Raw genomic sequence first — 25,855 nt, forward strand, 5'->3', positions numbered from 1 at the left:
GGCGAGTCAGCCCGCGCGGCGTTCGTCAAAGCTGAGAGCGATAAAGCTGGGCAGGTGATCGCCCATGCCGACGACGGCTGGTCCGCCATCGTCGCGGCGTCCACGGCTTTTGCCGCGTTGGCCCTTTTCTCGTGCCGGCTTGTCCTTGGGGGCTGTTTCCCTGGGCGTAGCGTCCTTGGCGGGCTTGTCCTTCCCGGTGTCCTTGGCCTCGGATTTGCCCTCGCCCTTGCGGGTCGACGCGCGCGATCTCTTCTCGGGCTTTTTGTCCTCGTCCCCGGCCGGTTCGGCCTGAACCGGGTTGTCCAGACGTGGGATTTCCTTCTGGATCAGCTTCTGGATCGCGTCCAGCGCCTTTTCATCGCGGGCCGTGCACAGAGTGATGGCCTTGCCTTCGCGCCCGGCGCGGCCGGTACGGCCGATGCGGTGCACGTAATCCTCGGGGTGGCTGGGCACATCGAAGTTGAACACATGGCTGACCGACGGAACGTCCAGTCCCCGCGCGGCGACATCGGACGCCACCAGGAAACGCAGCGTTCCTTCGCGGAAGCCCTCAAGGGTCCTGGTGCGCACGGACTGGTCCAGATCGCCGTGGATCGCGGCCGCGTCATAGCCGTATTTCTTCAGCGATTTCGCGGTGATATCCACGTCGGTCTTGCGGTTGCAGAAGACGATGGCGTTGGTGCATTTGTCACCTTCGGCATCGATCAGTGCGCGCAGGACCTTGCGCTTGGTGCTGCCCTCACGGTCACGGCGGCCGCCTTTGACCATTACGACACCCTGTTCGATGGTCTCGGACGCGGTGGCCTGACGGGCCACTTCGATCCGGGCCGGGGCCGACAGGAACGTGTCGGTGATCCGCTCGATTTCGGGCGCCATGGTGGCCGAGAAGAACAGCGTCTGCCGGGTAAAGGGCGTCAGCGAGAAGATGCGTTCGATATCGGGAATGAACCCCATGTCCAGCATCCGGTCAGCCTCGTCCACGACCATGATCTGCACGCCGGTCAGCAACAGCTTGCCACGTTCGAAATGGTCCAGCAGACGGCCGGGCGTGGCGATCAGCACGTCCACGCCGCGGTCTATCAGGGCATCCTGTTCCTTGAAGCTGACGCCGCCGATCAGCAGCGCCTTGGTCAGCTTTAGATGCTTGGTATAGGTGTCGAAGTTTTCGGCCACCTGCGCCGCCAGTTCCCGCGTCGGGCACAGCACCAGCGAACGCGGCATCCGCGCCCGCGCACGACCGCGCGCCAACAGGGTGATCATGGGCAAGACGAAACTGGCCGTCTTGCCGGTTCCGGTCTGGGCGATGCCCAGAACGTCACGTCCCTCCAAGGCTGGCGGGATGGCGCCTTCCTGGATCGGGGTCGGGGTTTCGTAGCCGGCTTCCTCAATAGCTTTGAGGACCTTGGGGTTCAGATTCAGATCGGTGAATTTCGTCATGTATGTCCGGTTCATGCGGACACTGACCTGGCCCGCGCGTATGAAAAATGCCGGGCCCGGATGGCCATGCGCACCATGCGCGTTTCGGCTTGGATGCGGACATAACAAAAAGGTGTGGCAGGGTCAAATGAAGACAGTTTCATCTGTACCGCTACATCGCGTCACTGGCGATTTCGTGCAACAATTCAGCAGCTTCCGGGAAAGTGTTTCTGCAGCTTTTCCTCAAGATCAAGCGGTCGGTGCTTGATCAGACCCCGTTCCTGCAGGCGCGCGCGGACCTGCGGGTCGGTGGCGCTGAGTTCGTCAAAGAACTTGCGCAGACCTTTCTCGCCTTCTTCGGCCTCGATCCAACTGAGCAGTTCGTTCATGTTCAGCCCACCCCGATCGCGATGTACGTTCGGAGCCATGCCGGGCTGGTACGAGCCGCGCTCCAGCCGAAACCGATAGTGTGACCACCAATGCTCCCAATCCGGGGCATGGCGGTGGCACAGGTCGATCTGCGGCATTTCGGTCTTGCAGGGCAAGATGACCTTGTTCTGAAACAGGTTGTGGATGCGATAATTGAGGTTCTCCATCCCCGTACGCACGAACAGCTTGCCCTGTACGTGGCTCAGAAAGCCGCCCAGAACGAAGGCGCCGTAGTTTGGATAGATCGTCTCGACAAGCGCTTCTCGTTCGGGGCCCTGGGGGATGAACGCCTTGTAGAGATCGTCGCCGCAGGCCAGGGCTTCGATCGGACGAATCCGAACTGCGTGTACCGTTTCGGGCACTTCGCCCAGCAAGTCCGCGATAGGGGCCGTGGGCCACAGGAACTCGTCCACATCTATATGCGCCAGCCAATCGAGATCGGTGTGGCGATAGGTATAGGTCGCATGAACGGTCTGGCGGACCTGGTGGCGCTCGGGCTTGTCCCGTTTGCGCGCCGCCCAGAACGCATCGTCGCAGATGCGGACGGTCACCTTGGGGTGGCGGCGCAGGGGGCGAAAAGCCCGCCGGTTGGGCTCGTCAAGGTAGAGGTAGAGGTGATCCGCGCCCAGATCCAGGTGGTAGGCCGCAAAACTCAGAATGTCGCAGGCCGATCCACGCACCGTCGAGACGATGCCCCAGCTCGGCCCCGCTGCGGTCATGCGATGACGGCCTCTGATGCTTTGACGGGGGGCAGGGTCAGCATCACGTCATCATTTCCTTGGTCGCGGTAAGCGTCAGTTTGGGATAGTCGCGCACCACGCGGTCGATGTCCCATTGCAGGCGGGTCAGATAGACGATGTCGCCGTCGTGATCGTGGGCAATGTGCTGCTTGTTCGCATTGACGAACTTCTCGACCTCGGCCTTGTCGCCCGACACCCAGCGCGCACTGGTGAATTGCGAGGCCTCGAACCGCACAGGCAGGCCGTATTCCAGCTCGATCCGGCTGGCCAGCACTTCGAACTGCAGCGCGCCCACCACGCCGACGATAAAGCCCGAGCCGATTGAGGGTTTGAACACTTTGGCAGCACCTTCCTCGGCAAACTGCATCAGCGCCTTTTCCAGATGCTTGGCCTTCATCGGGTCGCCCGCGCGCACGCCCTGCAGCAGTTCGGGCGCGAAGGACGGGATGCCGGTCACGCGGATCGCCTCTCCCTCGGTCAGGGTGTCGCCGATGCGCAGCTGCCCGTGGTTGGGGATGCCGATGATATCGCCGGCCCAGGCCTCGTCGGCCAGTTCCCGGTCGGACGCAAGGAACAGCACCGGGTTCGTGATCGCCATGGGCTTCTTGCTGCGCACATGGGTCAGCTTCATGCCGCGCTTGAAGTGGCCGCTGGCCATGCGGACAAAGGCCACCCGGTCGCGGTGCTTGGGGTCCATGTTGGCCTGCACCTTGAAGACAAAGCCCGCCACCTTTTTCTCGTCTGGCGAAATCTGGCGCGGTTCGGCCGATTGCACCTGCGGTTGCGGGCCATATTGGCCGATCCCCTCCATCAGCTCCTTGACGCCGAACGAGTTGATCGCCGAGCCGAACCAGATCGGGGTCATGTGGCCTTCCAGAACCGCCTGCGGGTCCAGCGCGGGCAGCAGTTCGCGCGCCATCTCCACCTCTTCCAGCAGCTTGTCCAGCAGATGCGCGGGCACATGCTCGGCCAACTTGGGGTCGTCCAGCCCGTTGATCTCGATGCTTTCGGCCACCTTGTTGCGGTCGGCGCGGTCCATCAGTTCCAGCCGGTCGCGCAGCATGTCGTAGCAGCCGATGAAATCGCGCCCCACGCCGATGGGCCAGCTGGCCGGGGTCACGTCGATGGCCAGCATTTCCTGGATCTCGTCGATGATCTCGAACGTATCGCGACTCTCGCGGTCCATCTTGTTACAGAAGGTCAGGATTGGCAGGTCGCGCAGGCGGCAGACCTCGAACAGCTTCTGCGTCTGGCTTTCAACGCCCTTGGCCCCGTCGATCACCATGACCGCGGCGTCAACGGCCGTCAGCGTGCGATAGGTGTCTTCTGAAAAGTCCGAGTGGCCGGGCGTGTCCACCAGGTTGAACCGGTAGGGGCCATAGTCAAACGACATGGCCGAGGCCGAGACCGAAATGCCCCGGTCCTTTTCCATCTGCATAAAGTCCGACCGCGTACGCCGTGCCTCGCCCTTGGCCCGAACCTGTCCGGCCATCTGGATAGCACCCCCATACAGAAGGAACTTTTCGGTCAGGGTCGTCTTGCCCGCATCCGGGTGCGAGATGATGGCAAACGTGCGGCGCCGTGCGATCTCGGGCGGCAGGGTGGGCTGGTTCGAGGCGGTATCAAGCATGAAGGCGCGTATAGGCGGGGAATCCTGCCGAGGCAAGACAAAGGGGGTGGTTCGAATCGGGTGGATATGCCAATAAGAACATATAGTGAACAAATAATGGAGTGGACCAATGAATTTGAAAGAAATCGCCCAGGAACTGGTGGCAGGTTGCCGCGAGGACCGCGCCAAGGAGAATCTGGACAAGTTATACGCAGCCGATGCCGTTTCGGTCGAAGCGATGGACATGCAGGGCATGGGTCGCGAGACCCACGGCATCGAGGGCATTCGCGGCAAACATGATTGGTGGGAAAGCGCACACGAGGTCTCGGGCGCGTCAGTCAGCGACCCGTTCCTGCATGGTGAGAACAGCTTTGCCGTGATTTTTGAAGTGCAGGGCAAGGTGAAGGAAAGCGGTGAAGCTTTCGACATGCGCGAGGTCGGAGTCTATCACGTGGTCAACGGCAAGATCGTGCGGGAAGAGTTCTTCTACTGATTTGCCGACGCCAATCTGGTCTTCCCTGTCTGGCCGGTGCTAGACATGCGGGTAACAACTGACAGGGGGGATCACATGGATCTGGGACTAAAAGGAAAACGCGCGCTGGTCTGTGCCAGCAGCAAGGGCTTGGGGCTGGGCTGCGCCGAGGCGCTGGCTGCCGAGGGCGTTGATCTGGTGATGAACGCGCGTGGGCCTGACGTGCTGGAGGCGCAGGCCGACCGGTTGCGCGCCGAACATGGCGTCGAGGTGCAGACCGTGGCCTGCGATGTGACCACGCCTGACGGTCAGGCGCAGGTGATCGAGGCCGCGCAGGGCGTTGATATTCTTGTGACAAACGCCGGTGGCCCGCCGCCGGGCCTGTGGTCGGACTGGGACCGCGAGGATTTCATCAAGGCGCTGGATGCCAACATGCTGACGCCGATCGCCTTCATGAAGGCGCTGTTGCCGTCAATGATGGACAAGGGTTGGGGCCGGGTGGTGAACATCACCTCGCAATCGGTGCGGGCGCCCATCGCGGTGCTGGGCCTGTCGAACGCGGCGCGCACCGGGCTGACCGGCTATGTAGCCGGAACCGCGCGGCAGGTAGCGCCCTATGGCGTGACCATCAACAACCTGTTGCCCGGCATTCATGCCACCGACCGGGCGGACTCGCTGGATGCCGGGGTTTCGGCACAGAAGGGCATCTCGCTGGACGAGGCAAGGGCCGAGCGCGCGGCCACGATTCCGGCGCGGCGCTATGGCACGCGGCAGGAATTCGGCGCGACCTGCGCGTTTCTGTGCTCGCAACATGCCGGGTTCATCGTGGGGCAGAACATCCTGCTGGATGGCGGCGCGACCAACCTGACGATGTGACCGTGGCGCAGGGGTTTTCGCTGAAGGATCAGCTGTTCAACGCGGAAAAGACCCGTTACCTGGCCGGCCTGTTCACGCAGGCCGACGCCGGGTTTGACGGCGACGCATTCGTGGCGCGGGTCATGTCGCGCCTGCCGGAGCTGGAGCTGAAGCAGCGGATCGCGTGGATTGCCGATTGTTTGCAGACGGCCTTTCCTGGCGCGCTGCCCGACGTGGCCCCGGTGATCCTGCGCGCCTTGCCGCCGCCTCTGGACCCGTCCCTGAGCGATGATGATTTTGGTGACTTCATCTTTGCTCCGCTGGGTGACTGGGTGGCGCAGGTCGGCGCGGACCATCCAGAAATGGCGCTAGATGTCCTTGCAGAGCTGACCCAGCGGTTTTCGATGGAATGGGCGATCCGGCCTTTTCTGAACAGCCATCCCGATCTGGTGCTGGACCGGATGCAGGACTGGTGCGGGCATTCCAGCTATCACGTCCGGCGGCTGGTCTCCGAAGGCACACGCCCGCGGCTGCCGTGGGGGCAGGCGGTCGGGCTGGACCTGTCTGACCCGCTGCCGCTGCTGGATCGGTTGCGCTCGGATCCGACACGTTATGTCACGCGGTCGGTGGCGAACCATCTCAACGACATCACCAAAAAAGACCCCGACCTGGCATTGAACCGCCTGAGGGAGTGGCACGCCTTGGGCGCGCAAAACAGCGACGAGATGCGGTGGATCACCGCACATGCGCTGCGCGGGCTGGTCAAGTCCGGCCATGGCGGGGCGATGGCGCTGCTGGGTTATGATCCCGACGCACCGCTGGAGGTGAATGTTGAGGTGATTGGCGAGGCCTGCATCGGCGGGGTTCTGGAGTTCGCCGTCTCGGTTTCAGGCCCCGAAGATCAAGCGGTCTTGATTGACTATATCGTGCATTTTCAGCGACCTGGCGGGAAAATTTCACCCAAGGTTCACAAGCTCAAGCAAGCTAATCTGTCAAATGGCCGCCTGCGGCTGAGCAAGCGGCATAAACTCAAGGGCGACGCCACGACGTTTCGGTTGGTGCCGGGGCCGCACAGGCTTGAGATTCAGGTCAACGGCAAGGTCCGCGCGGGTGTGCCGTTCGAGCTGCTGGCCTAGCGCCTCTCTTGCGCCCGATGGGCGGGGTTGTTATCCCGGCGCAAGCCCGATGAAATTGATCGGGAAAAGGCAATTGGGGTCCGTCGGTGGCAATCAACACAGCTCCTCCGCGATTGGAAATCCGCAATCTGGTCTGCCGGTTCGGCGGGCGCACGGTGGTGGATGATGTCTCGCTGACCGTTCAGGCGGGCCAGGTGACCTGTCTGCTGGGCCCGTCGGGCTGCGGCAAATCCACTACGTTGCGGATGATTGCCGGCGTCGAAATGCAGGACTCGGGCGAAATCTACGTCGATGGCAAGCTGGTCTGTGACACGGTGTTCCGAGTCCCGCCGGAACGTCGCGAGATCGGACTGATGTTCCAGGATTTCGCTTTGTTTCCGCACCTCAGCGTGGCTGACAACGTAGCTTTTGGACTGAAGGGGGCCAAGGAGCAAAAGCGGGAACGTGTCGAAGAGTTGCTGAGAAAGGTCGACCTGATCCGCCATATCGACGGGTTTCCGCACCAGCTGTCAGGGGGTGAGCAGCAGCGGGTCGCGCTGGCCCGCGCGCTGGCTCCGCGTCCGCGGATTATGCTGATGGACGAGCCGTTCTCGGGCCTCGACAATCGTCTGCGCGACGGCATCCGCGACGAGACCCTGGCCATCCTCAAGGAAGAGGACGCCGCCGTGCTGCTGGTCACGCACGAGCCCGAAGAGGCGATGCGTATGGCTGACGAGATCGCACTGATGCGCCGCGGCAAGATCGTCCAGCAGGGTGCGCCCTACAATGTCTACACCCGACCCGTGGACAAGGCTGCCGTGGCATTTTTTAGTGATGTCAATGTGTTGCAGTCCCAGGTGAATGGAGCATTGGCGCAAACGCCATTTGGTCAATTCCTGGCGCCGGGTGTCCCCGATGGCACTGACGTCGAAATCGTTTTCCGCCCTCAGCATGTGCGGTTGGACTTTGATCGCAATGGCAAGGGACCGCTGCCGACGGCGACCGATGGCGTTGCGGCCCGCGGCGTGGTCGAGCGCGCTCGCTTTCTGGGCAACGAAAGCCTGATCGAGTTTCGGATGGACTATGACGGCTCGATCCTCAAGGCGACCGTCCCGAACGTGTTCGTGCCCAATCCGGGCCGGGTGATGTGGTTGACCATCCGGCGGGATCGCTGCTTCGTTTTTCCGGCCTAGACGCTGCAGCAGGTCGATTTCCCGGCGAGTGGTGCGCGAATGCCGCAGAATGCGCCGGGGCATCGCTTGCCGCATCCTTTGGGGCCGTCTATCAAGGGCGAAACGCGGGGGCACAGGCAGGCAATGCGCATACTTCTGACAAATGACGACGGGATCAACGCCCCGGGCCTGATCGCGCTCGAGGCGATTGCTGCGGATGTGGCCGGCCCGGATGGTGAGGTCTGGATCGTGGCTCCGGCTTTCGAACAGTCGGGGGTCGGGCATTGTATCAGCTATACCCATCCCATGATGGTCGCCAAACTGGGCGAGCGTCGTTTCGCGGCCGAAGGGTCGCCGGCCGACTGCGTTCTGGCCGGGCTGCATGACGTGATGAAGGTCGCGCGGCCTGATCTGGTTCTTTCTGGTGTGAACCGGGGCAACAATTCGGCCGAGAACACTTTGTATTCGGGCACGATCGGCGGGGCGATGGAGGCGGCGCTTCAGGGCATTCCGGCGATCGCCTTGTCGCAGTATTTTGGTCCGCGCAATCTTGGGCTGGACGACCCGTTCGAGGCCGCCACGCGGTTCGGTGCGGATCTGGTACGACGCATTCTTGAGGCCGATCCGCCCGCACAGGAAGACTACCGCCTGTTTTACAACGTAAATTTCCCTCCGGTGCCTGCCGATGAAGTTCTTGGCACACGCGTCGTGCGTCAGGGATTCCGACGAGACACGCATTTTGGGGTGGAACCGCACAGCTCGCCCTCGGGTCGCCGTTTCCTGTGGATCAAGGGGGGCTATCAGCACAACCCGACGGCTCCGGGAACGGATGCGGCGGCGAACCTGGACGGCTATATTTCGGTCACGCCGATGCGGGCCGACCTGACCGCCGATGATGCGCTGGAGGCATTGAAGACGATCGAATGACCGGACTGGACCCCGAAACAAAGATGCAGTTCCTGTTCGCCCTGCGGTCGCGCGGGGTGACGGATGCGCGTGTTCTTGACGCGATGGAGCAGATCGACCGCGGCAAGTTCGTGCGGGGCCTGTTCGCCGAGCGTGCCTACGAGGACACGCCACTGCCGATTGCATGCGGCCAGACGATCAGCCAGCCCTCGGTCGTAGGTCTGATGACGCAGGCGCTGCAGGTCACGCCGCGCGACAAGGTGCTCGAGGTGGGGACGGGTTCGGGGTATCAGGCTGCGGTGCTGTCCAAGCTGGCGCGGCGGGTCTACACCGTGGAACGCCACAAGCGTCTGGTACGCGAAACCGGAGAGCTGTTTCGAGAGTTGGGGCTGACGAATATCACGGCGATGCTGTCGGATGGATCTTTCGGGTTGCCCGAACAGGCTCCTTTTGACCGCATCATCGTCACCGCCGCGGCCGAGGACCCGCCGGGCCCGCTCTTGGCGCAGCTCAAAATCGGCGGTATCATGGTCTTGCCCGTTGGGCAGTCGGATGCGGTTCAGACCCTGATACGGGTCACCAGAACCGAGACCGCGCTGGAATATGACGAACTGTTGCCTGTTCGGTTCGTGCCCTTGCTGGAAGGGCTTGGAAAGGACGAGGCGTAACGTAGGTTTAGGAATTGGGCGCCAGAACCCCGGCAAACAGGGGCAGGTGTTGAGGACAGTGATATGAGAGCAGTTTCCAAGTCAGTCTTGGGTCGTGGAACAACGGCGATGGTGGCCGCGCTGGTGCTTGCCGGTTGCGAAGGCCCGCTGGATTACGACCTGCGCGGTCAGGTCGGCGGTTTTTCGACCACTCCGGCCGCACAATCAGCCACCACGAACCGGCCGGCGCCGGACAGCCGTGGCGTGATCACCTATCCGACATATCAGGTTGCCGTCGCGCAACGGGGTGACAACGTCGCCGCCGTGGCTGCGCGGGTCGGTCTGCCCGAGGCCGAGCTGGCCCGGTTCAACGGTCTCAAGCCCACCGACCAGCTGCGCGAGGGCGAAGTGCTGGCCTTGCCACGGTCCGTCGGCGCCGGAGCGGGGAATGTCGATATCGCCTCGATCGCCACGACCGCGATTGATCAGGCGCCGGACACGGGCGGCGTGCGGGTCACGAACCTTGAGCCGGCCAAACCGGCGCCCGTCACCTCGACGGACGAGCCGATCCGGCACAAGGTCAAGCGGGGTGAGACGGCTTATACCATTTCGCGCCTGTATCAGGTTCCGGTCGATGCGCTGGCTGAATGGAACGGTTTGGGTTCGGATTTTGCCGTGCGCGAAGGGCAGTTTCTGCTGATCCCCGTCAAAAATCAGGCTGCACCGCGCCAAGCTGCCGCCGCAGCGCCCACGGCGACCACCGAACCGGGGCAGGGATCGCCCACCCCGACGCCGCCCAGTGCAACGCAGCCGCTGCCGGACGAAAAAGTTGCGCCGTTGACGCCCGCTCCGGACGTGACGGCCGAGGCCCCGACGAATTCCAGCTCGTCAGCCTTGGCTCTGCCGGTAACCGGCAAGATCATTCGCCCGTATGCCAAGGGCAAGAACGAAGGGATCGACATCGCCGGATCGCCCGGTGCATCGGTCAAGGCGGCCGAAGCCGGTACCGTGGCGGCCATTACGGCGGATGCGGATCAGATCCCGATCATCGTCGTCAAGCACACCAACGATTTGCTGACGGTCTACGCGAATGTCGAGAACATCTCGGTCAAGAAAGGCGACCGGGTCAGCCGCGGCCAAAGCATTGCCAAGCTGCGCGGGGGTGAGAATGCCTATGTGCACTTTGAGGTGCGCAAAGGGTTCGAATCCGTCGACCCCGAAACCTATCTGCGCTGAGGCTCAGAGTGCGGTTCCAAGTAGCCTTGGGTGAAAAACGGGATCAGGCGGTCGGGTCGTAGTCGGCCAGCCGCTTTCCGGGCTCGTCGGCAAAGATCTCGGGCAGGGGCGTGACGCTTTCGATCAGGTCGATGCGGAACACGCGGAAGGCGTCGCGCAGCTCGCACCAAGCGGTCAGGGTCCAGACCCGTCCCCAGTATTCCATGTGCAGGGGGCGGATCGTGCGTTCGGTCAGGGTTCCGTCGATGCGCCGGTAGGTCAGCCGCAGTTTCTGGCGCGATTTGATGGCCGCCCGGATCGGCGCCATATGCGCCAGCCCGCGCGCGGCATCGGCAAAGGGATAGACGGCGAATTTCCAGGCATCCGCCTCGGCCACCACCTGGGTGGGCAGCACCGCGTCGATCTTGGCGGCCAGCGAGTCGGCGGCGGCCTTAAGGTCGGGGTCGGCGGCCTCGGCCACGATCGCCATCCCGAGGTTCAGGGCCTCAAGCTCGCCCGGGGTGAGGTTCAGCGGGGGCAGGGTGATCTGCTCGCGCACCATATAACCCACGCCGCGTTCGCCCTCGACCGGGACGCCCGACGCCACCAGCGTATCCATGTCGCGATAGATCGTACGGACCGACACTTCGAGCCGGTCCGCGATGTCCTGCGCGCGGTGCAGTTTGCCGTCGCGCAGGATCTGGATGATGTCGAACAGGCGGTCAGTGCGGCGCATGACACGCCGTCCGGACCGCGATCAGGCGGTCATGTTCCATAGCACTTTCTCGTGGCGCATCTGGATGCTGGCGGGGTCGATGGCCGCCATCAGACCGGCGGCAAAGTCCTGCTGCGGGAACTGCGCGGCGGCGTCCTGCGCGGCCGTCATGTCGGTCCAGATGACATAGTCGGTCCAGCGGCCATCCTCACCCTGGCTCAGCTGGCGGTGGGCAAAGCCCGGGGCCGCGCGCACGAAGGCCTCGGTCGTCTGGCTGAGCCTGACGAACGCTTCCGGCGTGGTGCCATCAGCGAGGGTGAAGGTGACGATTTCAGCAACATGGGTCATGTGAGTCTCCGTTGACCAGGTTTCGATGCCCTGTTCCTAGCCGCCTGCAACTGACATAAACCTGTCAGTTGGAAATTGCCAGCCCGCAAAAACCACCTGACCAGCGCGGATTTGAACGCGGATTTGACTTGCGTCACTTTTTTCGACGGCCCGGTGGGCGTAGACAGGCTTCCAGATCACATTCCCGGCGCAACGCGCCGACGTTGAAGGAGAAGAGACATGCTCAACAATATCGGCCTTCCCGGCCTGCTGCTGATCGCCGTCGTGGTGCTGGTGCTGTTTGGCCGCGGCAAGATCAGCTCGTTGATGGGTGAAGTGGGCAAGGGCATCACCGCATTCAAGAAAGGCGTCAAAGAAGGCGGCGAGGAGATCGAACAGGACGCGTCCGAACTGGCCAAGGATGTCACGCCCGAGTCCGACAAAGACAAGGTCTAATCGCCCATGTTTGATCTGGGCTGGACCGAGCTTCTGGTCATCGGCATCGTTGCCCTGATCGTCGTGGGGCCCAAGGACCTGCCGGTTCTGTTCCGCAATGTCGGACGGTTCGTCGGCAAGGCCCGCGGAATGGCGCGCGAGTTCTCAAGCGCCATGAACGAAGCGGCCGACCAGGCGGGCGTGAACGACATCAAGAAAGGTCTGGACGCGGCCACCAACCCGGTGGGCAGTGCGATGGACGGCGTCAAGCAGGCGGCCCAGGACATGGCCAAGAGCATGGACCCGACCAAGTTCGACCCCGACAGCGAAACCGGCAAACTGGCCGCTGAGCGGGCCGAGCAGGCGAAGAAGATCCAGGCCTCAACCGCCCGTGCCGCCGCCGAGCGCAAAGCGAAAGAAGCCGCCGAGGCCTTGGCCAAGGCCGAAGAGGCCGAAGCCGCGCTGAAAACCGAAGGCAAGACATGAGCAAGACCGACGAGATCGAAGATACCTCGGCCCCCCTGATCGAGCATCTGGCCGAGCTGCGCACGCGTCTGATCCACAGCGTCGTGGCCTTTTTGATCGGTATGATCATCTGTTTCACGGTTGCCACGCCGATCTTCAACTTTCTGACCCAGCCTCTGTGCGATGTTCTGTCCGAGCGCGGACAGGACTGCGACCTGATCTTCATTTCGCCGCAGGAGGGCTTCTTCGTGGCGATCAAGGTCTCGCTCTTGGGTGGGTTCATTCTGGCCTTTCCGTATATCGGTATGCAGATGTGGCGGTTCGTGGCGCCGGGGCTCTACAAGTCGGAAAAGAACGCCTTTCTGCCGTTCCTCGTGGCCTCACCTTTCATGTTCCTGTTGGGCGCCAGCTTTGCCTTTTACGTGGTCACGCCGCTGGCCTATGACTTCTTCCTTGGGTTCCAGCAATTCGGGGCCGAGGGCGAGGCCTTGGCGGATGGTGCCACTGCGCCGCTGAGCGTGGTTTTCCAGGGCTCGGCGCAGGAATATCTGAACCTGACGATCAAGTTCATCGTGGCCTTCGGTCTGTGTTTCCAGCTTCCGGTTCTGTTGACCCTGATGGGCAAGGCCGGGCTGGTCAGCGCCGAAGGTTTGGGCGCGGTGCGCAAATATGCCGTGGTGGGCATTCTGGTTCTGGCCGCCATCGTGACACCGCCGGACGTGATAACCCAGATCATCCTGTTCGTTGTGGTCTATGGCCTGTACGAGATTTCGATCTTCCTGGTGGCCCGGGTCGAGAGAAAGCGTGAAGAACAGCTGCGCGAGGAGGGCTATTACGACGATGAAGAAGCCGCCGATGATGCGATGATGAACGAGTTTGACGCAGAAGACGGCAAATAAACCCGAGCAATAAACGGGGAAGGGCGTGCCTTGACGGGTGCGCCCTTTCTTCATGCGGGTCTTGTTGACGGCTCTTGAACGTGGTTGAAATCGGCCGCACGACTTTGGAGGACCCATGGACGACCAAGCTCTGAACCGCATCGCCGACGCATTGGAACGCATGGCCCCGGCGCCGTTGGCCGCGCCTGATTTCTCGGCGGCGCCGGCCTTTGTCTGGCATGTCTCGCCCGACCGGCTTGAGCCGGTGCACCATGTCAACCGCGTCGATCTGGATCTGCTGGTGGGCATAAACCGGTCGCGCGATACGCTGCTGGACAACACGCGCCGCTTCGCCGCCGGGTACAAGGCCAACAACGCGCTGCTGTGGGGTGCCCGCGGCATGGGCAAGTCCAGCCTGGTCAAGGCGGTGCACGGCACCCTTCAGCCCGAGTTTCCGGACCTGAAATTGGTCGAGCTGCAGCGCGAGGACATGGGCTCGGTCGCGCGGCTGCTGAACCACCTGCGCGCCGCACCTTACCGGTTTATCCTGTTCTGCGATGACCTGTCGTTCAGCCATGACGATCAGCACTACAAGTCGCTGAAAGCCGTGTTGGATGGCGGGATCGAGGGCCGGCCCGAAAACGTGGTGTTCTATGCCACGTCGAACCGCCGCCACCTGATGCCGCGCGACATGATCGAAAACGAACGCTCAAGCGCGATCAACCCGTCCGAGGCGGTCGAGGAAAAGGTTTCGCTGTCCGACCGGTTCGGCCTGTGGCTGGGGTTCCACCCCTGCGATCAGGACGAATACCTTGCGATGATCGACCGGTATTGCGCGGCTTATAGCGTCAGCGTCGATGCCGACGTTCTGCGGGCCGAGGCGATCGAATGGCAGGCCACGCGCGGCGCGCGTTCGGGCCGCGTGGCGTGGCAGTTCTTTGTCGATCTGGCGGGCCGAAAGGGCGTTCACATCGAATGAAAACGGCGCCCGCTTGGGGCGCCGCAGCATCTTTCCCGTCGATCTGACCGAGAGGTCTCAGCCCAGCATGGACAGCAGGCGCGGGGCCTCGTCCGAGGGACTGGCCAGCTTCGACCGGTCCTCACCGGGGAAGAAACGCGCGCGCAGGGCTGTGGCCATCGGCTTGGGCTGCAACACATGAACCTTCGGCCCGGTGCGAACGGTTTCGGCGGCCCAGCTGCGCGCCATGGCGATCTGCGCGGCCTTGGTTGCGCCGTAGGTGGCGCAGAACTTCTCGCCGGCACGCGGGTCGTCAAAGAACACGGCCTGTCCAGCCTCACCCAGCAAGGGCGCGACATAGGGGATCAGCACCGAAGTTGCCGAGGCGTTCACGTCCACGGACTTTTGCCAATCCTTGGGGTCGATGAAATCTGCGGGCGTCAGCGGTGCGGTGTGGATGGCCGTATGCAGCCACAGATCCAGCTTGCCCCAGCGGTCATGGATGCCCCGGCACAGCGTGGCCATGGCATTGGGGTCGGCGATGTCCATCGGCGCCAGGGTGGCCGCGCCCCCTTTGGCCTTGATGCGGTCATCCAGGTCTTCCAGCCCGCCGGTGGTGCGGGCAACGGCGACGATGTGATATTCGGGCGCCAGGGCCTCGGCCAGAGCGGCACCCAGGCCGCGCGACGCGCCGGTAACAAGTGCGATTTTGGTCTGATCGGTCATGCGCGGGGTTTGAACCCAAGCGCGCAGCCCGTCAAGCCCGGATCAGCTTCCGGGGATGGCGATGCGCTGGGTCCGGCCGCTTTGTCGCAGCATGATGCCGTCTTTGTCGATGGCCACGATCGTGCCCGAACCAAAGCGGCTGCCTGTCTTGACCTCTTTCACCCGTCCAGACGATGAGCGCATCAGGGCGCGCATGTCGTTCTGCGGGCCAAAGACGCCCAGGACGGTCGTACCATTCTTGCTGAGCGCGCCCTTTTGGGTGGCCGCGCTGTCGACGCTGGGATTTGCCATGTAAACTGGCCGGCCCGGTGGCCCGGCCTCCGTGTGATTGCGTGAGTGAGCAGCCGGTTGGCTAGCAGAGCCAAAGGGGAAGGAAAAGCCGGTGCAGCAGGTTTCGGCCATGTTTCGCCACGCAGATCCGGACCATGAAAAAAGGGGCCCTGCGGCCCCTTGGAGAAGTCTCTGAATTCCGGCCTTATTCGGCCGCCGGTTGCATCTTGAACCCTTGTTCAACCATGTCCGCCGGAGTGACGGGATACTCGCCCGAGAAGCATGCATCGCAGTATTGCGGGCAGTCCTTGCTGCGGCCCTGCGATTCGCCGACCGCCCGGTACAGCCCGTCCAGCGAGATGAACTTGAGGCTGTCGACCGCCAGATGCTTGGTCATTTCTTCCTCGGTCATGGTGGCGGCCAGCAGCTTTTCGCGCTGTGGCGTGTCCACGCCGTAGAAACAAGGCCAGGCCGTGGGCGGCGAGGCGATGCGGAAATGCACCTCTTTCGCTCCGGCATCCAAGATCATTTCCTTGATCTTGCGGCTGGTCGTACCGCGCACCACCGAGTCGTCAACCAGAATCACCCGCTTGCCCTCGATCAGGGCGCGGTTCACGTTCAGCTTGAGGCGTACGCCCATGTTGCGGATCTGTTCGGTGGGTTCGATGAAGGTGCGGCCCATGTATTGATTGCGGATGATCCCCATCGCATAGGGGATACCCGACTCCAGCGAGTACCCAATGGCCGCGGGCGTGCCGCTGTCGGGCACGGGGCAGACTAGATCCGCCTCGACCGGGCTTTCCTTGGCCAGCTCGCGTCCGATGGCTTCGCGTGTCTCATAGACCGAGCGTCCACCCAGAATCGAGTCTGGGCGCGAGAAGTAGACATGCTCGAAAATACAGAACTTGCTGGGTTGCCGGCGGAACGGGAAGTGGCTTTCAACGCCGTTCTGGGCATTGATCACCACCATTTCGCCGGGCTCGATCTCGCGCAGGAATTCAGCACCGATGATGTCCAGGGCACATGTTTCCGAAGCAAGACACCAGCCATCGCCGATTTTGCCCAATACCAGCGGGCGCACGCCCAGCGGATCGCGTACGCCGATCAGCTTGGTGCGGGTCATGGCGACCACCGAGAAGGCGCCCTCGACCCGGCGCAGCGCGTCTTCCATCCGTTCGGGGATGTTGCGCTGTAACGAGCGGGCCATCAGGTGGATGATGCATTCGCTGTCGGACGAACTTTGGAAGATCGAGCCGCGCTCGATCAGCTCGCGCCGCAGGGCATTGGCGTTCGTGATGTTGCCATTGTGCGCAATCGCGGCCCCGCCCATCGAAAACTCGCCAAAAAACGGCTGGACGTCACGGATGGCGGTTTGGCCCTTGGACCCGGCCGTGGAATAGCGCACATGGCCGATCCCGATCGGTCCGGGCAGGCTTTCCATCACGTCGGACGAGGTGAAATTGTCGCGCACATAGCCAAATCGACGGGCCGAGTTGAAACCGAGTTCGGGATCATGGGTGACGATCCCGCCGGCTTCCTGCCCGCGGTGCTGCAGGGCATGCAGACCAAGAGCAACGAAATTGGCGGCATCCTTGACGCCGACGACCCCGAAAATCCCGCATTCCTCGCGGAGCTTGTCATCATCGAACGGGTGGGCGGGGGGCATCTGCGGGCTATGCAAGACAGGCAGCTCCGATTCCATGGCGAGTTGGCCCTCACATAATGCCTAATGCCCCCCATGTCACCAAAGGATCATAATTCGTTTTGCCGCAGGCCGGGTTTCTGGTTTGATGGGGCCGCGAACATGAGTGTTTCCCGTGTTTTGAAGGCGCTGCGTGGAATGATGCCGGCAGCATTTGACCGAGGGCAAAACAGGTATGTGGCAGGGACGACCGGGCCAGAAAAAAGACGAGCACGTCAAACGCCGGTGCCATCGGTGCCGCGGAATGGGGCGTGCCCCTTGCCAGATATGCAACGGGAAGGGCGAAGTCCTGAAGGGCCGAGACCACTTGGGCAAGCCCCAGTTCAGCCGGTGTGACGGATGCTTTGGCCTGAAAACCAACCGCTGCTCGGTTTGTGGGGGCGAAGGGTTCGTCTGACCCTCTGACAAAAGAAAAGCCCGGCTGGCAGCCGGGCTGGTTCGTTTTGCTTGGCTGGTAGCTGTTACTGGCCCTGAGAATCCGCTGTGCAGGATGCAACAAGCTCTTCGTACTGGGTGGTCACCCAACCCAGGGCAGCCTCGGGGTTCTGTTCTTCGATCCTGTCGCTGAACTGCTCGAATACCTTGGCCGATCGGCTTTCGTCGACGATCGTGTAGGACTGGCCGGTCATCACGGTGTCGTAGACAAAGAAGGCGATGGCAACCAGCAGAATGCCGCGGGCAATGCCGAAGAAGAAACCCAGCGCCTGATCCAGCCCACCCAGCGCCGAGCGCTGTACCAGGGACGAGAACAACGGGGTGAAGATGCTGACCACGATGAGCGCAATGGCAAACACTGCGGCAAAGCCCGTAATCACTGACAATTCGCAGCTGTCACGCAAGAAGTCTCCGACCACAGGGATTTCCTTGACCAGCGGCACGGCTTGCGGAGCAAAGATGAAGGCCAAGACTGCGGCGGCGACCCAACCTGCAATGGCCATGACCTCGCGCATGAAGCCGCGCGAATAGGCCAGAATCCCCGACAGCACGATGATCAGGGCAACGAGCCCGTCAATTATTGTAAAACCTTCCATGGCCCTCGCCTGTTCTTTTTCTGCCCCTCGAGGCGCGACTTTAACCTGCTCCGAAGGTTTCGCCAACAAACCCAACCAAATCAGAGGGTCGGGTGAGTGTCAGACCTGCCACAGTACCGGTTTTGCCGCCTGCCGGAGCAATTGCTGCTGTGAAACCAAGTTTTTGCGCTTCTTTCAACCTGTTTTCGGTCTGCGGCGCTGGTCTAAGTGCCCCGGATAGCGAGATTTCTCCGAAAACCACGGTGTCGGCGGGCAGGGCGGTGTCCTCGCGCGCGCTCAGCAGAGCGGCGGCCACGGCAAGGTCGGCTGCGGGTTCGCTGATCTTCAGGCCTCCGGCCACGTTCAGATAGACGTCGAGCCCTGCAAAGGGGATGCCGCAGCGCGCTTCGAGCACGGCGAGGATCATCGCCAGCCGCCCGCTGTCCCACCCGACGACCGTGCGGCGGGGCTGTGAGTGGGGCGAGGGCGCGACCAGCGCCTGCAGTTCGACCAGCACGGGCCGCGTGCCCTCGATGCCTGCGAAAACGGCCGAGCCGGGGCTGGGTTTGCCGCGTTCCGAAAGGAACAGGGCCGAGGGGTTGGTGACCTGCGCCAGACCTTTACCGGTCATCTCGAACACGCCGATCTCGTCGGCGGGGCCAAAGCGGTTCTTGACCGCGCGCAGGATGCGGAACTGGTGGCCGCGCTCGCCCTCGAAATAGAGGACGGTATCGACCATGTGTTCGACCACGCGGGGGCCGGCGATCTGGCCTTCCTTGGTGACATGGCCGACCATGATGATGGACACGCCGTGGCGCTTGGCAAAGCTGGTCAACTCGTGCGCGGCGGCGCGGACCTGACTGACTGATCCCGGCGCGCTGTCGACATTGTCCGCCCACATGGTCTGGATCGAGTCGATGATGGCAAGGCCGGGTTTCTCGGCCTCGAGCGTGGTGAGAATGTCGCGCAGGTTGGTCTCGGCCGCCAGTTGCACCGGCGCGTCCTCGAGCCCCAGGCGGCGCGCGCGCATGCGAACCTGGGCGCTGGCTTCCTCGCCCGAGACATAGATGGTTTTCAGGCCCGACCGGGCAAATCGCGCGGCGGCCTGCAACAGCAGGGTGGATTTGCCGATGCCCGGATCGCCGCCCACCAGCAGGGCCGAGGCAGGGACCAGCCCGCCGCCCAGGACACGGTCCAGTTCCTCGACGCCGCAGACTGTGCGGGGCGGCGGGGCCTCCTCGGTGGAGAGGTCCGTCAGGGTGACGGCCTGGCCCCGTTTGCCGCCCAGCGATTTCCTGGCCGGGCCTGCCGACAATGGGGCCTCTTGAACTATGGTGTTCCACTCGCCACAGCCGTCGCAGCGGCCGGACCAGCGGGATTGCGAGGCGCCACAGGCCGAGCAGGTGAAAGTCGTCGTCTTTGCCATGGCGCAATTCGTGCCCGAGCTTGCGCGGTTCTTCAAGCCCTTCCGGTGTTCAATCCGGACTGACGGGCCGCGGCGTCAGGCCCGGGCGGGCCATCCTTCGCGGCGGGTGCTGGCGCACCTGGTGAGTGAGTGGCTATTCGGCGGCGCGGGGCGGGGGCATGGCGATGACGCTCGACGCGGTCGGGTCGCTGTCGTCCGGCGGTGTCTGCAACTGGGCGGAAAGCTCGGGCAAAAGCTCGAACAATTCTTCGCGCAGACGGGCCAATTGCGCCTTGGCGATGGATTCCTCGATCTCGATGTCGCGGGTCCACTGGCGCAATTCATGCTGTATGGTCTGGGCGTCTTCGATCCGTTGCTGGAACAGTTCGACCTCTTCCTGCCGCTGTTGCAGGAACGCCCGCGCTCGGGCGACTTTGGCCGCGCCGTAGGTCTCGGCCAGTTCGTGGCTGACCTGGCTCATCTGCGCGGCCAGTTCAAGGATCTCGGGCTCCAGCGATTGCAGGTCGGGGTGATCGCGCAGGAAGGCCATGCGTTCCTTGACCGCGTCAAACTCCGAGGCCAGCGCGAACACGCCGCTGCGGTCGGCCGCATGGGCGATCTGGTAGGCATCGACCACGTCCTGCATCTGCAGCGAGAACTTCCGATGCGCGTTTTCCAACGCCATCATGCGCGCGCTGGAGGGCAGATAGAAGGCGAGCATCAAAACCAGAGCGGTCAGGCCGATCTGGATGTAGATGCCTGCGTTCGGGATGTCCTGCCCGCCCAATCCAGCCTGCATCGTCAGCCAGGGCCAGACATTCACGGCGGCAAGCAGGGTGGCGGATACGGCAAACAGAGCGGCGGCGCAGATCAGGAAAAAAGTCAGTCGCAGGAATACGTTCTGGAAATGAATTGAAATCGAATGGAGGGCGGCCATGGCAGTCCTACTCCTTTGGAAACCGGCAAAACCGGGCCCGGGCGGAGTATCCATCAAACGTGCAAGACGGTCCGCGTCGGACCCCGAAACAAAAATGACTTGGCTGCTCGAATACTGGCCATCATAGCCAGAAATGCGTTTTCAATCAATCAGGTCCGGGGATTTCGTGAACCAAGTTTCACTTCGGTAACGTATCCCAGCGCGATCGAGGCAAGGATGCAGCCGGTGAACAGGTACAGGCCCCACGCTGTTTCGATCGTTGCGTATGAGATGCCCTTGGCCAAGGTAATGTAGAGTGCAATGAGGAAGATATCGGCCATGGCGAGCTTGCCCATGATGTTCAGCGCGGGTTGGACGCGCGGGTCCAGCAGGTCCCATTGGACCAGCGCGGTTCCGATGGTTTTGATGTACGGCGCAAACAGGGCAAAGACGGTGACGACCAGCGCGAGGAATATGTCGGATTTCCAGAGGGATTGGAGGCCGGTGATGACGCTGATCTCGCTGAGGCCGAAGATCGGCAGCAGGCCCGCGCGCATCAACGGGGCGAACCACGCGATGGGGTAGAGGATCAGCAGCGAGAGGGTGGCGAGGCGGAGGGTCATTATGCTTAAATCGTAGGGTTTATGGACGACGCTTTCTTCGACTGAATGATGTGATAACGTGTACAAGTGAAGTCATGTAAAGTCATTCGGCAAGGAGATAATTTCTATGCCCGCCTATTTGGCGTTCAAGTCGGTGGTTGATCCTTCCGATTGCGATTTCCTTGGGCACATGAATGTATCCAGGTATTTTGCAGCATGTTCAGATTCCGTTTTCGCCATGCAGGCCGAAATGGGCTTGACGGCAGACGATATGCGGAGCGGTAGGCGGCTTTCCTTCGCAGTGGTGAATATCAACAGCGACTTCCGGCAGGAACTTGGTTCAGGCGAAGCGATCCAAATGGAGAGCGAAATTCTGGAAATTGGAAAGAAATCCATGACTTTCCGCCACACGCTTAGAAAAGTAGCGGACGGTGAAACGGCTTTCATCGCTGTGTTTAAATGTGTTTTGCTGAACTTGGAAACACGCCGGGCTGAGGTGTTGCCCGGTGATGTTTCAGAAAAAGCGAAACTGTGGATGGATGTAGAATAGACCTACCGCACCGCCTCGATCGGTCCCTCGGCACTCCCACTGATGAACTGCTCGACGAAAGGATCACCCGAGGAATCCATCTGGCTGACCGGGCCGGTCCACTGGATCACCCCGTCATGCAGCATCGCCACGTTGTCAGCAATCGCGCGGACCGAGCTCATGTCGTGGGTGATGGTCATCGCGGTGGCGCCCATTTCGGTCACGATCTCGCGGATCAGGTCGTTGATGACGCCCGACATAATCGGGTCCAGGCCGGTGGTGGGTTCGTCGAAAAAGATGATCTCGGGCTCGGCGGCGATGGCGCGGGCCAGACCCACGCGTTTCTGCATGCCGCCCGACAGCTCGGAGGGATACAGATCTGCCACCTTGGCGCGCAGGCCCACGCGGCGCAGTTTCTCGATCGCGATTTCACGTGCCTCGTCCGTCGGTCGTTTCAGCGAGCCGCGCAGCAGGCGGAAGGCCACGTTCTGCCAGACGGGCAGCGAGTCAAACAGGGCCGCGCCTTGAAACAGCATACCGAACCTGGCCAGAAAGGCGTCTCGGTCGCCGGTCCGGGCGTCCTGCCCATCGACAAAAATCTTGCCGCTGTCGGGTTTGATCAGGCCAAGGATGCATTTCAGCGCCACGGATTTTCCGGTGCCCGAACCACCGATGATCACCATGGACGTGCCTTTGGCAATCTCGAGGTTCATGCCCCTGAGAACATGGTTGTCGCCGAAGGCCTTGTGTACGTTCTCCATTCGGATCATAGCGAGAAGAACACCCCCGTGAGAACGAAGTTGGCGGCAAGGATCAGGACTGCGGCGGCCTCGACCGAGCCCTTGGTTGCGCGGCCCACGCCTTGCGCGCCGCGTCCCGAATGCATGCCGAAATAGCAGCCCATGATCGCCGCGATCATCCCGAACGCCGCCCCTTTGACCAGCGAGGACAGGATGTCGAGCGGCTCGAGGAAATCGACCGTGTTTTTCAGATAGGCTGCCGGGTTGAAACCGAGGTTCTGTGTCGCCACCGCATAACCGCCTGCGATGCCGATGATGTCGCCCACGGCAACCAGAACAGGGACGGTGATCAATGCGGCCAGAACGCGCGGGGCCGCCAGGTATTTCATCGGGTGGGTCGACAGGGTGACCAGCGCGTCGATCTGCTCGGTCACCTTCATTGTGGCGATCTCGGCGGCGATCGACGAGGTGACGCGCGCGGCAATCATCAGGCCGACCATGACAGGACCCAACTCGCGGACCATGCCGATGGCGACGATCTGGGGCACCACGGCCTCGGCGTTGAAACGCGCGCCGCCGGCGTAGATCTGAAGCGCCAGCGCGCCGCCGGTGAATATGGTCGTCAGGCCTACGACCGGCAGCGACAGCCAGCCGATGTTCAGCAGAGCCATGCCCAGTTCACGCGGGTAGAACGGCGGTCGAAAGATGTGTGACAGAGCATCCAATGCAAACAGCGCCACGCGGCCGAACGCCGCCAGCAGGTTCAGGACCGCGCGGCCCAGTTCGCCAAGCCATGCGAGTGGGTTCATTCGACATAGCCCCGCGAATAGCGGCTGCCGAGTGAGGTCAGGATCTCGTACCCGATGGTGCCCGCGGCCTCGGCCAGGTCGTCCACCGTCTGGTGGCCGTTCAGAATGCGCAGACGTTCGGGCGTGTGCGGCAGGTCGGTCACGTCGACGGTGATCAGATCCATCGAGATGCGTCCGACGACGGGGCAGGGCAGGTCACCGGCGAAGGTGTCGATGCCGCCACCGATGGCGCGGTGCAGCCCGTCGGCATAACCCGCAGCCACGGTTGCGATCCGCGAGGGGCGCCGGGCTTTCCACGTGTTGCCGTAGCCGACGGTTTCTCCGATCGCCAGCTCGCGCACCTGTATCACCGGCAGATCGACGGTGACCACAGGTTTGGCGCCCGCAAAGGGCAAGCCGCCATACAGGCCGATGCCGGGCCGACAGAAATCAAAGTGGAATTCCGGCCCCAGCAGCAGGCCACCGGTGGCCGCCAACGAACGCGGAGCCGATACGCCATCGGTCATCTCGCGGAAGGTTTTCAGCTGTTGCCGGTTCATGGGATGGTCCGGTTCGTCCGAACAGGCCAGGTGCGACATGACCACGACAGGGTTCAGCGCCTCGGCCCGGCTGCGCAGAGCGGCCCAGTCGGAAGGCTCCAGCCCGAGGCGGTTCATGCCACTGTCCAACTGAATCCCGAACGGATGGACCGGTAGCGCCTGCAGGTGGCGTTGGAATTGCTCGGGCGAGTTGATCAGCGGCACAAGGTCGTGATCGCGCAACAGGTCGGCGTCGCCCTCCATATGGCCTGAAAAGACGCAGATCAGGGGGCCGGGGCCAATCGCTTGGCGGACGGCGGCTCCTTCCTCGGCAACGGCGACAAAGAACTTGCGGACGCCTTCTTCGGCCAGCGTGTTGGCCACAGGTCCGGCGCCCAGACCATAGGCGTCGGCCTTGACCACGGCGCCGGTCTCGACATCGGTTTTTGCGTCCAGCGCCCGCCAGTTACTGGCCAGCGCATGAAGGTTGATCGTCAAACGTGCAGTACTCATGACCCGTTCATGACATTGCGCCGCACGAGGTCAAGGGGGAATGCGCTGCAAACGCGCGTAAAGTCCTTGCCATGGGCGGCTTGTAGCCGGGTTGCGCAGGTCCGGGCGGGCTTGAACGCGGGCAAGACAGCCTGCCAGCATTGTCCGCCTATCCGGGCCAAAACCGTTGGCTGATCCAGATCGTTCATCCGGCGCATTGGGCCGCGGCACATGGATTCGGGCCTGATAGGCTTAGTAGCCTTCGATCTGGCTACCCTGCTGCCAGGGTTTGACAAGGTTGCCAAATCGGGTGAACTGCGCCTCGAAGGACAGCTCGACCGTGCCGATGGGGCCGTGGCGCTGCTTGCCGACGATGACCTCGGCCTTGCCGTGCAGGCGTTCCATGGCCTGCTTCCACTCTTCCATCTTCTCCAGCTCGTGATCTCCAGGCTTTTCGCGCTCTTTGTAGTACTCTTCGCGGAACACGAACATCACCACGTCGGCGTCCTGCTCGATCGAGCCGGATTCGCGTAGGTCGGACAGCTGCGGGCGCTTGTCGTCGCGGTTCTCGACCTGACGCGACAACTGCGACAGGGCGATGACGGGAATATTCAGCTCTTTCGCGATAGCCTTCATACCCATCGAGATCTCGGCGATCTCGTTCACGCGGTTGTCGGACATGCCTCGGCACAGCTGCAGATAGTCGATGACCAGCAGGTCCAGCCCATGCGTCCGCTTGAGCCGCCGCGCCCGGGCCGCCAGCTGGCTGATCGGCAGAGCCGGCGTGTCGTCGATGTAAAGCGGACAGGCTTCCAGCGCCTTGGCCGCATCGACGAAACGGCGGAACTCGTCCTCGGTCATGTCCCCTTGGCGGATCTTGTGGCTGGAGATCTCGGACGCCTCGGCCAGAACCCGTCCGGCCAGCTGCTCAGCGCTCATTTCCAGCGAGAAGAAACCGACGACGCCGCCGTCCACCGCACCCTCGGTGCCATCGGCGCGCTGACCCCGCTTATAGGCTTTGGCCACGTTGAACGCGATGTTGGTCGCCAGCGAGGTCTTACCCATCGACGGACGCCCGGCAAGGATGATCAGGTCCGACGGGTGCAACCCGCCCAGCTGTTTGTCCAGATCGGCCAGCCCGGTCGAAATCCCGGCCATGCCGCCGCCGCGCTGATAGGCCTCGTTGGTGACATTCACCGCCTCGGTCACAGCCTTGAGGAAAGATTTGAACCCCTGTTCGGTCTGGCCCTGTTCGGACAGCTTGTAGAGCTTCTGTTCGGCCTCGACGATCTGTTCCTTGGGTTCGCTGGCCACTTCGACCCGCGCGGCCTTGTCCGAGATGTCGCGGCCAAGCCGGATCAGTTCGCGCCGGATCGCCAGATCATAGATCATCTGGGCATAGTCATGCACGGCGAAGGCGCTGATCGAGGCCCCGGCCAGCTTGACCAGATAGGCCGGGCCGCCGAGTTCCTTCAAACCCTCGTCCTCGGCCATGAAGGATTTCAGAGTCACCGGCGATGCCAGCGCGTTCTTGGCGATGCGCGCGGCGGCGACCTCATAGATACGGGCATGGACCGGGTCATAGAAATGCTCGGGCCCGATGATCGAGGCGACCCGGTCATACAGGTCGTTGTTGGTCAGGATCGCACCCAGAAGCTGCTGTTCGGCCTCGATGGAATGCGGCATGGTCTCGGCGTTCTGAATCTGCGCCGCTGCCTGCTCGATACTGCTGATCTCGTTCATTGCTGCTCTCGCTGTCCCCATGGGACAAAGGTCATATCT

At 62.6% G+C, this 25,855-nt stretch carries 28 protein-coding genes; 12 read left to right on the plus strand and 16 right to left on the minus strand.

From position 1 onward, the window contains the following. Positions 1-6: 6 nt before the first annotated feature. The 3 genes from ACR0FC_RS03740 to ACR0FC_RS03750 all read right to left on the minus strand — a co-directional run bounded on the left by ACR0FC_RS03740 (position 7) and on the right by ACR0FC_RS03750 (position 4,215). The gene (locus tag ACR0FC_RS03740; RefSeq protein WP_170339444.1) at positions 7-1,437 is read right to left on the minus strand and encodes a DEAD/DEAH box helicase; all 1,431 of its coding nucleotides are present in this window, start codon (positions 1,435-1,437) and stop codon (positions 7-9) included. Positions 1,438-1,622: 185 nt separating this feature from the next. After that, complete coding sequence (locus ACR0FC_RS03745; protein ID WP_170338311.1) at positions 1,623-2,564, minus strand: glycosyltransferase family 2 protein; 942 nt, start codon at positions 2,562-2,564, stop codon at positions 1,623-1,625. Positions 2,565-2,607: 43 nt separating this feature from the next. Beyond that, positions 2,608-4,215 (minus strand): peptide chain release factor 3, encoded by a 1,608-nt coding sequence (locus tag ACR0FC_RS03750; RefSeq protein ID WP_170338313.1) that lies wholly within the window; start codon positions 4,213-4,215, stop codon positions 2,608-2,610. Positions 4,216-4,324: 109 nt separating this feature from the next. Between ACR0FC_RS03750 and ACR0FC_RS03755 the strand changes: the two genes are divergently transcribed. From ACR0FC_RS03755 to ACR0FC_RS03785, 7 genes are all read left to right on the plus strand, one after another. After that, positions 4,325-4,687 carry a nuclear transport factor 2 family protein gene (locus ACR0FC_RS03755; protein WP_170338315.1) on the plus strand — a complete coding sequence of 121 codons (363 nt, stop codon included), beginning with the start codon at positions 4,325-4,327 and terminating at the stop codon, positions 4,685-4,687. A 75-nt stretch (positions 4,688-4,762) separates the two neighbouring features. Then, positions 4,763-5,542 (plus strand): SDR family oxidoreductase, encoded by a 780-nt coding sequence (locus tag ACR0FC_RS03760; protein ID WP_170338317.1) that lies wholly within the window; start codon positions 4,763-4,765, stop codon positions 5,540-5,542. Positions 5,543-5,544: 2 nt separating this feature from the next. Further along, positions 5,545-6,657, plus strand: a complete 1,113-nt coding sequence (locus tag ACR0FC_RS03765; RefSeq protein WP_170338319.1) for a hypothetical protein — start codon at positions 5,545-5,547, stop codon at positions 6,655-6,657. 86 nt (positions 6,658-6,743) lie between these two features. Continuing rightward, entirely contained in the window at positions 6,744-7,829 is a 1,086-nt protein-coding gene (locus ACR0FC_RS03770) for an ABC transporter ATP-binding protein (RefSeq protein WP_170338320.1), read from the plus strand. Positions 7,830-7,952: 123 nt separating this feature from the next. After that, positions 7,953-8,735 carry a 5'/3'-nucleotidase SurE gene (gene surE, locus ACR0FC_RS03775; protein ID WP_170338322.1) on the plus strand — a complete coding sequence of 261 codons (783 nt, stop codon included), beginning with the start codon at positions 7,953-7,955 and terminating at the stop codon, positions 8,733-8,735. Then, complete coding sequence (locus ACR0FC_RS03780; protein WP_170338324.1) at positions 8,732-9,382, plus strand: protein-L-isoaspartate(D-aspartate) O-methyltransferase; 651 nt, start codon at positions 8,732-8,734, stop codon at positions 9,380-9,382. The genes surE and ACR0FC_RS03780 overlap by 4 nt, the downstream gene beginning before the upstream one ends. 63 nt (positions 9,383-9,445) lie before the next feature. Further along, positions 9,446-10,597: a M23 family metallopeptidase gene (locus ACR0FC_RS03785; protein WP_170338325.1), complete on the plus strand. Its 1,152-nt coding sequence runs from the start codon at positions 9,446-9,448 to the stop codon at positions 10,595-10,597. Between the two features lie 43 nt (positions 10,598-10,640). Here ACR0FC_RS03785 and ACR0FC_RS03790 read toward each other — a convergent pair whose 3' ends face one another. Together ACR0FC_RS03790 and ACR0FC_RS03795 are read right to left on the minus strand one after the other, a co-directional pair. After that, entirely contained in the window at positions 10,641-11,312 is a 672-nt protein-coding gene (locus ACR0FC_RS03790) for a helix-turn-helix transcriptional regulator (RefSeq protein WP_170338327.1), read from the minus strand. Between the two features lie 21 nt (positions 11,313-11,333). Next, positions 11,334-11,639 carry a hypothetical protein gene (locus tag ACR0FC_RS03795; RefSeq protein WP_170338329.1) on the minus strand — a complete coding sequence of 102 codons (306 nt, stop codon included), beginning with the start codon at positions 11,637-11,639 and terminating at the stop codon, positions 11,334-11,336. Between the two features lie 219 nt (positions 11,640-11,858). Here ACR0FC_RS03795 and ACR0FC_RS03800 point away from each other — a divergent pair, with 219 nt between their 5' ends. The 4 genes from ACR0FC_RS03800 to ACR0FC_RS03815 all read left to right on the plus strand — a co-directional run bounded on the left by ACR0FC_RS03800 (position 11,859) and on the right by ACR0FC_RS03815 (position 14,375). Beyond that, a complete protein-coding gene (locus tag ACR0FC_RS03800) occupies positions 11,859-12,074 on the plus strand; it encodes a twin-arginine translocase TatA/TatE family subunit (RefSeq protein ID WP_170338331.1) in 216 nt (71 codons plus the stop codon). Between the two features lie 6 nt (positions 12,075-12,080). After that, a complete protein-coding gene (gene tatB / locus ACR0FC_RS03805; RefSeq protein ID WP_170338333.1) occupies positions 12,081-12,539 on the plus strand; it encodes a Sec-independent protein translocase protein TatB in 459 nt (152 codons plus the stop codon). Next, positions 12,536-13,417: a twin-arginine translocase subunit TatC gene (gene tatC / locus ACR0FC_RS03810; RefSeq protein WP_170338335.1), complete on the plus strand. Its 882-nt coding sequence runs from the start codon at positions 12,536-12,538 to the stop codon at positions 13,415-13,417. The genes tatB and tatC overlap by 4 nt, the downstream gene beginning before the upstream one ends. A 115-nt stretch (positions 13,418-13,532) precedes the next feature. Next, entirely contained in the window at positions 13,533-14,375 is an 843-nt protein-coding gene (locus ACR0FC_RS03815; protein WP_170338337.1) for an ATP-binding protein, read from the plus strand. A 57-nt stretch (positions 14,376-14,432) separates the two neighbouring features. Here the strand turns inward: ACR0FC_RS03815 and ACR0FC_RS03820 are convergent, their stop codons facing one another. The 7 genes from ACR0FC_RS03820 to ACR0FC_RS03850 all read right to left on the minus strand — a co-directional run bounded on the left by ACR0FC_RS03820 (position 14,433) and on the right by ACR0FC_RS03850 (position 21,006). After that, complete coding sequence (locus ACR0FC_RS03820; protein ID WP_170338339.1) at positions 14,433-15,080, minus strand: SDR family NAD(P)-dependent oxidoreductase; 648 nt, start codon at positions 15,078-15,080, stop codon at positions 14,433-14,435. A gap of 42 nt (positions 15,081-15,122) precedes the next feature. Beyond that, complete coding sequence (locus ACR0FC_RS03825; protein WP_170338340.1) at positions 15,123-15,371, minus strand: hypothetical protein; 249 nt, start codon at positions 15,369-15,371, stop codon at positions 15,123-15,125. Between the two features lie 184 nt (positions 15,372-15,555). Then, positions 15,556-17,016 carry an amidophosphoribosyltransferase gene (gene purF, locus ACR0FC_RS03830; protein WP_093962976.1) on the minus strand — a complete coding sequence of 487 codons (1,461 nt, stop codon included), beginning with the start codon at positions 17,014-17,016 and terminating at the stop codon, positions 15,556-15,558. 497 nt (positions 17,017-17,513) lie between these two features. Then, a complete protein-coding gene (locus tag ACR0FC_RS03835) occupies positions 17,514-18,083 on the minus strand; it encodes a CvpA family protein (protein WP_093962256.1) in 570 nt (189 codons plus the stop codon). 40 nt (positions 18,084-18,123) lie between these two features. Further along, positions 18,124-19,488, minus strand: coding sequence for a DNA repair protein RadA (radA, locus tag ACR0FC_RS03840; RefSeq protein ID WP_170338342.1), 1,365 nt, complete (start codon positions 19,486-19,488; stop codon positions 18,124-18,126). Positions 19,489-19,621: 133 nt separating this feature from the next. Then, positions 19,622-20,404, minus strand: a complete 783-nt coding sequence (locus ACR0FC_RS03845; protein WP_170338343.1) for a kinetochore Spc7 family protein — start codon at positions 20,402-20,404, stop codon at positions 19,622-19,624. A gap of 149 nt (positions 20,405-20,553) precedes the next feature. Then, on the minus strand, positions 20,554-21,006 hold the full coding sequence (locus tag ACR0FC_RS03850) for a paraquat-inducible protein A (RefSeq protein WP_170338345.1): 453 nt from the start codon (positions 21,004-21,006) through the stop codon (positions 20,554-20,556). A 106-nt stretch (positions 21,007-21,112) separates the two neighbouring features. Between ACR0FC_RS03850 and ACR0FC_RS03855 the strand changes: the two genes are divergently transcribed. Beyond that, positions 21,113-21,535 (plus strand): acyl-CoA thioesterase, encoded by a 423-nt coding sequence (locus tag ACR0FC_RS03855; RefSeq protein WP_170338348.1) that lies wholly within the window; start codon positions 21,113-21,115, stop codon positions 21,533-21,535. Between the two features lie 2 nt (positions 21,536-21,537). Here ACR0FC_RS03855 and ACR0FC_RS03860 read toward each other — a convergent pair whose 3' ends face one another. The 4 genes from ACR0FC_RS03860 to ACR0FC_RS03875 form a co-directional block, all read right to left on the minus strand. Continuing rightward, complete coding sequence (locus ACR0FC_RS03860; RefSeq protein WP_170338350.1) at positions 21,538-22,284, minus strand: ABC transporter ATP-binding protein; 747 nt, start codon at positions 22,282-22,284, stop codon at positions 21,538-21,540. Continuing rightward, positions 22,281-23,063, minus strand: a complete 783-nt coding sequence (locus ACR0FC_RS03865; RefSeq protein WP_170338351.1) for an MlaE family ABC transporter permease — start codon at positions 23,061-23,063, stop codon at positions 22,281-22,283. The genes ACR0FC_RS03860 and ACR0FC_RS03865 overlap by 4 nt, the downstream gene beginning before the upstream one ends. After that, positions 23,060-24,094, minus strand: a complete 1,035-nt coding sequence (gene alr / locus ACR0FC_RS03870) for an alanine racemase (RefSeq protein WP_170338353.1) — start codon at positions 24,092-24,094, stop codon at positions 23,060-23,062. Before alr ends, ACR0FC_RS03865 begins: the two co-directional genes overlap by 4 nt. A gap of 231 nt (positions 24,095-24,325) precedes the next feature. Further along, on the minus strand, positions 24,326-25,816 hold the full coding sequence (locus ACR0FC_RS03875; protein ID WP_170338355.1) for a replicative DNA helicase: 1,491 nt from the start codon (positions 25,814-25,816) through the stop codon (positions 24,326-24,328). Between the last annotated feature and the right edge of the window lie 39 nt (positions 25,817-25,855).

This window comes from Ruegeria sp. BB9, from assembly GCF_056539345.1.